A 12,632-nucleotide genomic window follows, 5' to 3' on the forward strand; every position below is an offset into this window, starting at 1 on the left:
ATTTTTTCTCAGCAACGTCCCTCATGAAGGGACGTGGAGCTGAGATATAAATCGCTTAAGAACGGGCCTATCAAAGTACTTTGACTTAGCCACGCCATGAGAACACGCCAGCGATCCCATTATCATGCACCCTTTCACTTAACTGCCCAATGTAGGACAGCCGTAAATTCAAATGGCCTGGATGATTTGACCAATTTAAACCCGCATCAATTAGCAACGAATCCTTGGCAATGGGAACACCACTGATTTGAAAAGGTATGCCACCACTTACAAAGTGCTGCAGAACTTGGGGAGTTAGGCCATTATAGGCATGTTGCCAACCTAACAGAATGTTCTCGCTGACTGTAAAACGTTCTCCCTTATATAAATTACTCGTCTCCCGAGCACCCAGTGTGGAGTAAAACACATGGTCACTTCCCTCACCTCTCAAAGCCGAAAGTCCACCTCGCTCTGCCCACCGGTCGTTATCAACGTTCACATAGGCGATACCTACAAAAGGCTCTAACTCCACACGCTTGACATTCATACTATATCCGGTTTCAGCAAAAATCTGTCCAGTGTGTGCATGGAAGTTTGACATGAGATGATTGCTAAACCCAGGAAAAATTACGTCGCGATTTATATCAACATTATCCCAAGCATACGCACCTCCCACACGTATACCCCAACTATTGAAGCGGGCACCGCCATAGGCTCCAAGATAATAATTTTCACTGACAGCGGATGAGCTCCTGGTATTTACATTAAAGTTACTATGGCTATATCCACCCACGATCCCCAAACGAAAAGCCTCACCGAACATTCCGTCGGTTCCCAGAAATACTCCACCCGTAGAACGGTTTAAGGTCGCTGCATTGCCATTTCCCTCCAAATCACCCCAGGAACCATATCCGTCACTCCAAAATGACCAACCATCTTGAGGGTCTATTATATGTTTGCCAAACTTATCCACAAACACACTTCCGCGGTCCGCAAATACTTGCTGCAAATGATTTAATACCGCAGAACGCAGATATCTGCTCTCCTCAATAAATGCTCCAAGCGCTGAAGCATAAATTTCTCCAGATAAGCTATTGAGCGCTCGTTGTACCTGCTGTGCATTTAACAAATTAGCCATGGCATCATACACTTGATTGCCTGCTCCCAGGCTTTCTACGGCATTAGCCGTGGCTATCTCATTGGGTGTACTCGCCAAATCAGCAAAAAGAATAGCCGAGCGTAAAACCACCAAATATACATTGTTGCTGTCGTAATTTAGGTTTAAATCCAGAAAAGGCATTAACTGATTAAGAACATCATATTGTCCGGTCACTCCAGAATCAGCGTGCAATATAGTATACTCGGTGTTCGCTACATAAGTCCCGGGAGCCCCTAATACTTCCACCGTACCAGCAATATTAGCCGTACCGCTTACATCAATGAAATCGGATTGTCCCTGGGAGTTAATTTCCACTTCATAAACAGAATTCGTCGTTTGGGTATAATTACCGCTAACCGTCAGAGTACCTATGGAGTTGCCAGGAGCAATAGTGCCGTCTACTGTGACATCTCCTACAGTTCCACTTCCCCTTAATGAACCATCCCGATTTATCAGCAAATCACCACCCAGGATGCCATTGACATTAAGAACGCCCTCGTTGACCGTCATGGAGCCTGCAAATTCACTGCTGTCGCTAGTGAGCGCAAACACACCTAAACCTCGCTTCGTTAATTCTCCTGTTCCTTGAAAAGCTCCTGCAAACTCAGTGGAATGTACCGTACCAAACAACAAGCTACCGTCAACATTCACCAGGCTGCCTGCAACACCAGCTAAGTCCTGTATCGATTGATTACTGCCCGAACCAATTGCTAAAACACCAGTACTACCGGTTAAGTTCACACCGGCACTGGACGCAATTTTCCCACCAGCCCCCAAAGTTAAGGTCCCTTCGTTGATAAATGTGTGGCCGGTAAATGTATTATTGCTATTAAGTATCAATGCGCTGCTGCCGGTTTTTATCAACGCCCCAGTTCCGTTAATGATGCCATTTAAGATTAAATCCGCCTGGGTTTCAAAGGTGCCCTCCCCATTTAAGGACACTGAGCGGCTATTGGTAATAGTAGCGGTGTTACGCAAAGTACCTCCGGTAAAAACAAGACCTCCAGTGGCATTACCCAAATTGGCATTTTGAGAGATACTTAACACTCCTGAAGCAATCGTAGTATCGCCTGTGTACGTGTTTAACCCCTGTAAAACCAAAGTACCCAAGTCTGTCTTGGTTAAGCCATCAACACCATCCAGCACCGCATCAATGGTTGCTGTCATTGCTGAACCCAAAAAACTGCCATCGCCAACCCGAATTGTAGCAGCCTCCGTCAGCAAAAGAGAGGCTCCCGTTAGCGTATATCCATCCACTGCGAACTGCAGACCTGTAGCACTAACCTGACCATCACTATTGTCTATAGTAATCGTACCGGCTGCTCCTTCAAATACTGCAAATGCATTATTAGACTTATAGGGTGCATTCAAAGTACCGCTGCTATCAGTCCAATTGTCATTAGTCAAATTCCAGGTCCCTGTACCACCGTTTACCACGCCATTGTTAAATGGGCCTGAGCCATCCCAGAAATTTAAAGTTACACCGGTACTGTTCACCAGATTTACTTGATTAGCTACAGACGTTTGTATTTTATAATTGGAGTTGTTCGTTTCTAATCCATTGTCCGTCAAACTGCCGCCATAATTCATCAGTCGATACACGCCCGCACCAAAGCCTTGAGTCTGATTGATACTTAGGGTGCCATCCAGCGTCAGGTCATTATTTACTATGAATAATGGATCGCCGCTCGGACTGCCAAGGGTAACATCCAGTGTACTGCTACTACCTAATAGCAGCGATTCCATCGTTAATACTTCACCACCCACACCAATCAGTGTCCCATTAACTGTCACCGTTTTACCAATCGTTGCCCCATTGCCGCCACTTAAGAATGCCCCGGAAGCCACTGTTATATTACTGCTGGCTAAACTGCCCGTGATGTGCAATCCTCCTTCTTTAAGGAGAGTGTTTCCAGTAAAGCCGCCACTATCTCCTGCCAAAACAACTGTGCCACCACCCTGCTTGGTTAATTCTCCAGTACCCTGGAATACTCCACTAAAGGTAGTTGAATTTGCCGTTCCAAAGGAAAGACTTCCGTCAATATCCGCCTGGCTGCCAGCAACACCTATTAAATCCTGTATCGTTTGATTACTGCCCGAACCAATATCCAAAACAGCAGCACTACTGGTTAAATTCACAACAGCACTGGAGGCTATACTTCCAGAAGCTCCCAAAGACAAGGTACCTTCATTAATAAGTGTGGTACCAATATAGGTGTTTTTACCATTGAGTATTAATGCACTACTTCCACTCTTTAGCAGCGAACCAACTCCGCCCATAACTCCATTTAAGGTTAAATCAGCCAAAGTCTCAAAAGTGCCATTGCCATCTAAACTTACTGCACGGTTGCTGGAAATATTGCCCGTGTTACGCAAAGTTCCTCCATTAAAAACAAGACCTCCTGTGGCATTCCCCAAATTCGCATCTTGAGAAATACTTAACACACCCGATGCAATCGAAGTACCGCCTAAGTAGGTATTTATCCCCTGTAATACCAATGTACCTAAGCCCTCTTTCACCAGAGAACCCGCTCCCGAAATGACGCCAGAATGATCCAGGGTAGTATTTTCATTAGTTATGAAGGTAGCACCATTTGCACTTACAAAGGTAGTTCTACTGGTTGCTACATTCCCAAGCGTTTGTAATCCACCGCCATCAAATAGCAAATCGCCGGACGAAGCCCCAAGGCTCCCATTGTCTGAAATAGCTAAAACACCTTCTCTGATATTCCAATCCATCACTGTGTTTGATGTACCAACGAGTGTCCAGATACTTGAACCCTGCTTTTCGAAAACTCCAAAATTCAGATATTGCGTCCCTATGGCAGACACATTCAAAGTACTGTCTTCTGAACCACCTAGAATAAAGGTATCACTAAGACTAAAAGCCTGGACATTTCCTAGTATATTAGAGCCATTACGTAATTCCAGGACATTAACTCCACCAGAAAACTCGATGGCATTTGCACGGCCTGAACCAACCAAACCACCTTCAATAGTACCTGAATTTACCACACTAAGATTATTTCCTCTGATGCCTGTTCCACCATTAGTTCCTCCAATTCCCGCATCACCGGCACGGATAACACCCGCATTTGTAACTGATGAACTGCCTGTTGTTGTGCTTATTTCGATACCATTGCCTCCATTTCCGGTACCACCACCTTTTCCCCCAGAGATCGTTCCAGTACTCTCATTTGTGATAATATTATTACCACTAACACTACTCTGGATGATAGATGCTGCACCATCCCCATCATTCGAGCCTCCAGTGGTCATCAACCCAGAATTTATAATGATATTACTACCATCGTCACTGGTTTGAATTACATCAGACCAACCCGTCCCAGAAGGCTCGGTTGTTACGATAATCCGACCGTTATTTATTAGTATGTTATCGCCTTCTCCAGGCCCAGAGATTTGCTCAATTGGAGTAAGACCTGTCGCTAATATATCCCCATCATTTTGAATAAAACTTGAGAATAACCATTGACTACCATAAACATTAAAATGGTTAAGGGGAGTGTTTGTAATACTATAAGGGGAAATTAGAGTTTTGTTCAGGAGGTCACCTGAATTAAACGCATAATCAGGAACACTAAAAAACTCTAATACGACCAGAAATCCATTGGCAATTAATTTTTTTTGATGCATTAAGTAAATCCATTTATAAATGTACCTTACTATGGGAATAAATTTCAGGTTATGTCAATTAATAAATTTATTAAGGAAGTGTCCTGAATATTGCACATCGACAAGGAAATGGAAAATACCCAACGCCAATTTGTTTGCCGAAACGCGAGGTATGAAACGATTAGATAAGCTGCAAAAAGTTTATTGTCTTTAGATCAATTTTTTTCTTAAGATGTAACTGGTATAACCTATAAAATTATCTGGCAATGTGGCAATCACTTGATAACCAAGTTTCTCATAGAAACCTTTCGCTTGAAACTCTGCCGTATCAAGTTGGATCATAGTGCAATTATTTTCTTTCGCGAAAGTTTCTAGAGTCGCGAATAGATCTCGCCCTAATCCTTTACGGCGATATTTTTCATGGACCCACACAGTAAACACCCTGCATAAGGGACCGAATACATCTCCTTTAATCCCACCACAAATTTCAGACGAATCATTTTGCACATAGATAATAAATGGTTTTGCTTCATACTTCCCAATAATTGATTCGTTATAATTTTTTAGATTTTCATTGATGATTTTAGAAATAGCTTCATTTTCTTTAAAATCAATAATAATATTTACTGAACCCTCCATGCTCTCTCCAACTTATAAGACTCAATTTATCCTGCTGTTATAGATATTTAATCACATATTTAACTTGAGAACACATCAAATTGACCATCTCATGAAGTAAATCGATTTGCACTAAATGGTAATGGATCTGCGATTAAGTCCCCTTCTGTTATCATTTCTGCAATTAAACGTCCAGTCACAGGCCCAAGCGTCAAACCGTGATGAGCATGTCCGAATGCAAACCAAAGCTTTTTATGCCGGGGAGCTTGGCCAATAATAGGAAGCATATCCGGTGTACAAGGTCTACATCCCATCCAGGGAGTTTCATCGAGTCGGGTTGTAATTGGAAAAAGAGAGCGTGCAATAGGTTCTACCAACTTGAGTTGCACTGGAGTTTTTTTTGAGTCTCGTGATGCAAACTCAGCTCCCGTAGTGAGACGAATTCCTCGACGCATTGGTGCTAACAGATAGCCATTTTCTACATCAAGTATTGGATGATTAAGTTGGACATTATGTCTCATGGAATAATGCATATGGTATCCGCGTTTGACTGCGAGGGGTAAATGATATCCCAGTCGAGAGCATAAAGTATCTGACCATGGTCCCAATGCAATGACTGCCGTGTCGGCTTTAAGCAAACCCTTCTCTGTGTTGACCGTCCATTGCTCCGCTAAAGTGAATGCGTCACCCCAAAAAAAGCGGCCACCAAGATGTTCAAAATAATGTGCATAGGCTGCAACTAAGGCAGCTGGATCATTCACCGCCTCAGAATCAATATAACGAAAACCTCCTAACAAAGATTTATCCAGATGAGGTTCTGCTTGAGATATCGAAGCTGAGTCCAAATACTCGAATCGGATTCCATATTCATTTTTGCATTGTTCAGCAAATCGCATTTCCATATCTTGTTTTTTTGCAGTTCGAAATATCTTTATCCATCCACCAGAATGGAATAAATGGCTTACGCCTGCTTGCTCAGCTAAAAAATGATGTTCCGTAACGCTATGTTGAATTAAAGTTGCATAGGAACGGGCAATCTCTGCATGGCGCAATGAATGAGAATTCACCCAGTATTTCCATAGAAACGGTGCAAGCCTTATAAGCGATTTAGGATGATACCTAACCTCAGGGGAACAATTCAAAGCATACTTGAATAAGGAGGCCATATCTCTTGGAAATGGATAAGGATATACCCCTTCACGTTGGATCAATCCGGCATTTCCAAAAGAGGTTTCACTTCCGGGTGCCTTCAAATCAATTAATGCCACAGAACGCCCTCGCATTTGTAAATGAATTGCAACCGATACTCCTACAATTCCACCGCCAAGGACAACGGCATCAAATTTCATAAATAAATACTCCGCTTATGAGATAATGCAATGAATTGCCATTATTGAGTTTATTGGATGAGTTTATAACCTGTAAATAGTTAATTTTTCAATAAGGTACAACTGGGTTCTTACAACCTTTTATGAAAGTACAATTACTAGGTAGGCTAAATATAAAACTCCATTCAACAGTAATGCCTTTATTTGAATTCCACGAGTGCCAATATTAAATCTTAGCCATGCTGTAGCAATATAGGTTACAAGAATACCGGTGAGGACTATTCTAGAGGGCTCCCAAGGTGTTAGGAGTATTCCTAATGCAGGAAGTAAAGTACCCTGAAAAACCATCGCGCCGGTTATATTGCCAAAAGCTAGAGTATCTTGACCTTTTCTTACCCAAATCACACTATTCACTTTTTCGGGTAATTCCGTTGCTATAGGAATGACTAATAATGATAAAAGCAAAACGGGTATGCCTAGAGAGTTAGCCGCCTGCTGTACTCCGTGAATGAACCCTTTTGCACTCAATACTAATAAAAATAAACCCAAAATTAATTGGATCAAAATGGTTAGAAGGTTGTTTTTTAACCCGAGTTTAGTGATCAATAAGGGTTCGTTTGTGATTACCGAATGACCATCTTCAACCAACGCCTTAGAGGCTCTGAAAGTGAGCATCAAGTAAATAAAATAGAGAGTAACAAGAATAATGCAAAATAGAATACGGATGTAGTTTGGTTCTAAGGGAAGGAACATCGCTAAGGCTGCGAATGTGAAAGCGACTAAGAAAAAAGTCATATCACGTTCAAAACCAGTGCGTTCGGGTGTTATATATCCATTTAAGCCTCTTTTTTTAATAACTGAACACGTCATGATAAAAGTTGATAAAGTGGATAACATTAACGGGGCACCTAAGATTGCTCCTACACTAATTTCTTCATTTACTTGTCGATCAGCCGTTCCTGCAATGATTGCAAGAATCGGCACTGTAGTTTCAGGAAGCGCAGTCGATATAGCAGCAAATATTGAACCAGTAACCCCCGTTGAAATATCTATTTTTTCACCAAAATACTCAAGCGCATTAGAAAATAGTTGCGCGGAGATTAAAATAAGGATCAACAAAACTAATAGTTCAAACCACATATACATATTGTATCCCTCTTAATTGCAGGCAATAATTCATACATAAGTACTTTTTCAATGTATAATTTGAGAGCGTTTATTAAAAGTACAAAAATTTTAATGTCCAACATAATTCAGAATAACTAAAATACAAGGCCCTTGGGCTATGATATTGATATTATGATGTTTACAATTTTGAATGGCTAAGTCGCTTTCGGCTCCAGGCTGCATCCAAATGTTTTTAATCCTTTTTTTAATCGCTTCTTCCACAATTTTCTCAGTAATAGCTGGTGGCGTTATAATGGAAATACTTTCCACCTCATCGGGTAATTCCCTCACTGAATGCACGACAGATACGCCTTCAATTAAATCCTCTTGAGGATTTACTGGATAAACTGTTTTATTGTTCTCAAGATAACAACGTAAGACCTTATTACCATATTTTGACCGATTAGAGGAAGCCCCAATAACAGCAAAGGCTTTTGACTGGAAGAATATTTCAATTTGGTGATTTATCATTGTGGTTTCACTTGAATAGTTGGCATTCATTAAGTTTAGCAGTGAATATTAAGCCCTAGTATATTTTACTAATCATAATATTTTTCCAATTTCAATGTCGCGCGGATCACTTTCATGATGGTCAGGATCATCAAATGGCATGTTAACGTATTGATGATGCAAATAAAAATTTATCGCTTCAGGAGAGGATTGTATGTTTAGTTTAATAATGCCCATATGCTGTAACCATCTTTCAATAAGAGTTAAGAAATTACTTCCTATACCCTTATTACGATAGACCTCATCGATCACAATTATTCTTAATGCAGCTCTTTGATTTGGCCAGAATTGGATATGGGCATACCCAACTCGGTTCGTTCCTTGATAAAGAACAAAATGTATGTGGTCCTTATGATCAAATGTCCAGGTATAGGGATCTGAAATCGGTACTTTATCAAAAAAATATTTTTGACGAAAAGTACGTGCTGATTGCCATTCTAGAGGCGTTAATGCTTTCACGATGCGAAGCTTAGTAAAGCCAGTTTTAGCCTCGATTTGAGTAATAAATTCCTCTTTCCCTAGACAATAAGCGGTAATATCATTGGGAAACTGTTTTGCTAAGTCTATTTTCAGTGTTGCATAAGTATCACTATCACTTGGATGGGATCTCATCCAATCTCGAAAATTCAAATGCCGTTCAATTTCTGAATTGTTCTCTTCAAAAACATGTACATTGTGAGTTCTTACTAATGCTCCTTTTTGAAAAAAACGACGAAATGGAATGCCATACTCACCCATAGTAGAATAACCAATGGTTTCCATTGCTTTTGAAGCTTTATCTACGAGCAAAATATCTTGAACAACAGGAAGGATATCAATAATAGGCTTTGCACTTAACCCTGGAACCGATGTTGAGCCTATATGATGGATGGCTATACAATTGTTCCCGAGTGTATGCTTTATTTGGCGTGCTTCTTTTGCAAAAAGTTCAGGCCATAATGAATTATAAGAAACAACTTCGACCGTTCTTTTCATTTTGTGTGTTGCCAGTAACAAAAAAAGTAAATCATACCTTAGACCTACCTTACACTCAATTTGAAGGATGCTTTTCTTAAACAATAATGGCATTAAGTTGGACTTAACCTTCTATTCGTTATAATTCTGTCAGCTATATCTCCTTTATGAAAGAACCAAAAAAAATTCTTATTGTGTGCATATTAATTCCTTTTGTTATATTATCATACACCTTGGTTATTTGTTATTTTTTCATAACCATGAATCCTAATCTTTTATATAACTAGTATATAAGTTTTATTATGCCTAAATTAAAAAAAGTAGATAACAGCAGTGATGGAAACTGTCTTTATTATGCCTATGGCATCTCATTAATGTATCATTTGCGTAACAATAGGAATAGAGCAAACGCAGAGAACATATTTAACAGACTGGAATTAGGTGCTGAAGAAAAAGCAAAACTTTTTTATTTATTAGAAAATGAAAAAAATAAACCCTTTACGTTACTCCACATAAAAAGAATCATTGAACCGATACTTGGCCCTGCCTTGAGACACTATGCTGCAGAGATGACTCGAGAAAATTTTTTAGCCAATCCCAAAGGTTCATCACTCTATACAGCAGCCAATTATGGCATGATCTTTCTTTTCAAAAAATTACTTGCGGAAAAAAAACATCCTGCTCTTTTATTATTTGAAACAGATAGTTTTGATAATGAAAATTTCAATCAAGCAGAAATATTTAAAGTTGAAAATATACCCCAAGAAATGCAGCGTTTTATAGGTACAAAATTCGAAGAATTAATAAGTATCTTTAATGATGAGTGGTTTGCCGAAACAGAGGCTCCAAAATCACTTGCAGAGATTGGAAGCTACATGTTCCGTGCAAAACAACGTTTAACGGACATAATAGGTGATATGACTGTAGCCTTTTTTTTCGAAGAAGACCACCAAAATCTTGAGGCTTATATTAATCATTTAGATACTAATTACAAATGGGGAACTGAAGAAACCCTTATGCTCATGCATTGTAAACTTCAAGGGGAAATACGAGAACGGATTGACGCAGAACATGTTGCGATACGTTATGAGACACCCATGGGTTTACAAATATATCGCGATGGAACACCCTATTTCTCATCGGATGAACACGGTAATCCAGATATTATTTTAAATAACTCAGCTAATAGCCATTGGTTTTCTTTGGTTAACTCTAAGTTCTACTCAATTAAAAGCAAAAATATTCTGAGAAATGATCTATTGGATATAGTGGAATTTAATGCATATCTGCAAAAAATGTTGGAAAAAGCAGATGAGTTGCTAGAAACAGAAAGCGGTGCAAGTGCCGAATTATATAAACTTCATAAAAGTTTAATGGATGAAAAAGAAAAATTTATAGCTCCAGAATCTAAGATCACACGAAAAGATTTCGCAGCGTCATGCACCGCTTTGTTATCTGACCCTGACGCAACAAAGGAGTTACAAAAGCAAAGCGGCTTAGTAGATATGTTAAGCAAAATAATTAATTGCCTTTATCTTATAGTTACTTTCAACTTTAGTAACCTACAGCAAGGTAACCTCAATGTGATTAACCCTTTGGGGATCCATTCAATGTTTCATCGAGTTGAATCAGTAAAGACATCACTAAAAATATCACTTAAAGACTTAGAAAACAGCAAAGTGCCTGATAATAACAATCAATTAGGAGTAGTATAACTAGAATTATTTTGGAGAATTCTATTAAGACAATAAGAGGATGTTTATTTAAACTCTAAACTCCGAGTCATAGAACAATCGGAATGATTTTCTCTTAGCTGTTTCAGGAATTCTCTGTACTCATGAATACATTCCTCGCCAGAAGATTGCATGTATTTTCCTTTATTAGCTTCAAATTCATGCTCCTCTGCAGCCCAATCTGTTTCACTTGCATGTAAACCAGCTAAAGATTCCAAACAATACTCCACTCGGTCAAAGCGCTCCTGCTGTTTTTCTTGCCAATTTTCTTCAAGATCTGTGGCAAAACCATATTTCTCTTTAAACCACTTAAACGCATGCTCTAATTGAAAATAGGGTTTTATTAGAGTCTCTGCAAGCACATGTCCATTCCCATCATTGCCAGGGCCTTTTGCAAAATAAACCGTTGCTCTCCGATCCTTTAAATCAGCACTTAAATCTACGGCTACCCACCCTCTCCAGGGCCCCATATCCCCTGTCTTAAACGCTGTAAGCGGTTTGCCTTTGTTATCTATTTCAAGTTGGAAGCCCAAACACTCAGCTACATAGTTCAAATCGTTTTTATCAGGCACCATCTCTTTTGCCCAAGGATCCTGAGTCATACGTATTTGTGGATTAAATGCATATTGTAATTTCTCATCACACATCCAGGATTGTACAAAAAGTGCATAATCTTCAGCTGTAGTAGTTAAACTGTTTGCTGAGCATGGTCTATTCCCAAAACTACTATTATTCATATGTAAAGGCTCAAATACATATTTCCTGGCAAGCACATCAAGATGGGTGTTATGGCCACGCCTGGCTAATTCTTTGAATATTTTATCATGGTATGGGTTAAGTTCCTGAACATCAGAAAGACTTTGAAGTTCACAATTAAGAGCTTTTAAGTCAATGACACCTGATATACCTACACCATTTATATCAATAAATGTATACCTTAAACTGGGAGGGGTGAGCGAAAAATAGAGCGTGTTTTCTTCAAAAGATTCTATATGATCCAGCATTAAAGCCAATTGTGGTTCATGAAGTTTTTCAATCACTTTTTGCAAATAGAATAGTGGCAATCCTGAATACCTATAATATTCTTGGCCAGGTTCAAATTGATGGTTTGCTTCGTTTGTTCGACTTAAATCAAAACCCGTTTTATGAGAGAGAATCATGGCAGGTGTAATTGCATTAATACGTGCTATATCTTTTTCACTAATTTCTTTATCGTTCTTCCATTTAAAGCCATGTTGGTCGCAAAAGACTTTAAATGACAAAATATTATTAAGTCCTTTCATATCAAGAGTTAACTTGCCCGCCTCTACGAGCTTTAACACGAGGTAAGCAAAAACAGGTTTACTAAGAGAGGCAGCTCCGAAACGTATATTCTTATTTCTGTCACTACCTCCAAAGCTATGAATTATAGGAGAACCATTACTTTTAACTGTAGCCACATCTACTTGTGTTATATTAGCTGTCTTTCTTACATGTTCTATATTGGAAGTTGCGAGAGGCTTTTCGGTTTTAGATTGAGACATTTTAAATCATTAAATGCGATAAATTGTT

Annotated in this window: 8 protein-coding genes; 1 reads left to right on the forward strand and 7 read right to left on the reverse strand. The window is 39.4% G+C overall.

The genetic code is table 11. The features are described 5' to 3' along the window. Positions 1–85: 85 nt before the first annotated feature. The 6 genes from ACWTE2_RS00775 to ACWTE2_RS00800 form a co-directional block, all read right to left on the reverse strand. Positions 86–4,792, reverse strand: coding sequence for an autotransporter domain-containing protein (locus ACWTE2_RS00775; RefSeq protein ID WP_454783745.1), 4,707 nt, complete (start codon positions 4,790–4,792; stop codon positions 86–88). Positions 4,793–4,981: 189 nt separating this feature from the next. Next, on the reverse strand, positions 4,982–5,410 hold the full coding sequence (locus ACWTE2_RS00780; protein ID WP_454783746.1) for a GNAT family N-acetyltransferase: 429 nt from the start codon (positions 5,408–5,410) through the stop codon (positions 4,982–4,984). Between the two features lie 89 nt (positions 5,411–5,499). Next, positions 5,500–6,738: an NAD(P)/FAD-dependent oxidoreductase gene (locus ACWTE2_RS00785; RefSeq protein WP_454783747.1), complete on the reverse strand. Its 1,239-nt coding sequence runs from the start codon at positions 6,736–6,738 to the stop codon at positions 5,500–5,502. A gap of 120 nt (positions 6,739–6,858) precedes the next feature. Next, on the reverse strand, positions 6,859–7,863 hold the full coding sequence (locus ACWTE2_RS00790) for a sodium:calcium antiporter (protein WP_454783748.1): 1,005 nt from the start codon (positions 7,861–7,863) through the stop codon (positions 6,859–6,861). 90 nt (positions 7,864–7,953) lie between these two features. Further along, complete coding sequence (locus tag ACWTE2_RS00795; protein WP_454783749.1) at positions 7,954–8,355, reverse strand: CoA-binding protein; 402 nt, start codon at positions 8,353–8,355, stop codon at positions 7,954–7,956. Positions 8,356–8,427: 72 nt separating this feature from the next. Next, positions 8,428–9,369 (reverse strand): GNAT family N-acetyltransferase, encoded by a 942-nt coding sequence (locus tag ACWTE2_RS00800; protein WP_454783750.1) that lies wholly within the window; start codon positions 9,367–9,369, stop codon positions 8,428–8,430. A 281-nt stretch (positions 9,370–9,650) separates the two neighbouring features. Here ACWTE2_RS00800 and ACWTE2_RS00805 point away from each other — a divergent pair, with 281 nt between their 5' ends. Beyond that, entirely contained in the window at positions 9,651–11,063 is a 1,413-nt protein-coding gene (locus ACWTE2_RS00805; protein ID WP_454783751.1) for a hypothetical protein, read from the forward strand. 44 nt (positions 11,064–11,107) lie between these two features. On the opposite strand, the gene ACWTE2_RS00810 is transcribed toward ACWTE2_RS00805, so the two are convergent. Next, positions 11,108–12,604: a serine hydrolase gene (locus ACWTE2_RS00810; protein WP_454783752.1), complete on the reverse strand. Its 1,497-nt coding sequence runs from the start codon at positions 12,602–12,604 to the stop codon at positions 11,108–11,110. Positions 12,605–12,632 lie beyond the last annotated feature (28 nt).

The organism is Legionella nigrisilvae (assembly GCF_977063395.2).

Bases quoted from the DNA above. Each gene is read 5' to 3' on its own strand.
- ACWTE2_RS00795 (WP_454783749.1), bottom strand. From the start codon at position 8,355: ATGATAAATCACCAAATTGAAATATTCTTCCAGTCAAAAGCCTTTGCT.
- ACWTE2_RS00800 (WP_454783750.1), bottom strand. From the start codon at position 9,369: ATGAAAAGAACGGTCGAAGTTGTTTCTTATAATTCATTATGGCCTGAA.
- ACWTE2_RS00775 (WP_454783745.1), bottom strand. From the start codon at position 4,792: ATGCATCAAAAAAAATTAATTGCCAATGGATTTCTGGTCGTATTAGAG.
- ACWTE2_RS00790 (WP_454783748.1), bottom strand. From the start codon at position 7,863: ATGTATATGTGGTTTGAACTATTAGTTTTGTTGATCCTTATTTTAATC.
- ACWTE2_RS00810 (WP_454783752.1), bottom strand. From the start codon at position 12,604: ATGTCTCAATCTAAAACCGAAAAGCCTCTCGCAACTTCCAATATAGAA.
- ACWTE2_RS00780 (WP_454783746.1), bottom strand. From the start codon at position 5,410: ATGGAGGGTTCAGTAAATATTATTATTGATTTTAAAGAAAATGAAGCT.
- ACWTE2_RS00785 (WP_454783747.1), bottom strand. From the start codon at position 6,738: ATGAAATTTGATGCCGTTGTCCTTGGCGGTGGAATTGTAGGAGTATCG.
- ACWTE2_RS00805 (WP_454783751.1), top strand. From the start codon at position 9,651: ATGCCTAAATTAAAAAAAGTAGATAACAGCAGTGATGGAAACTGTCTT.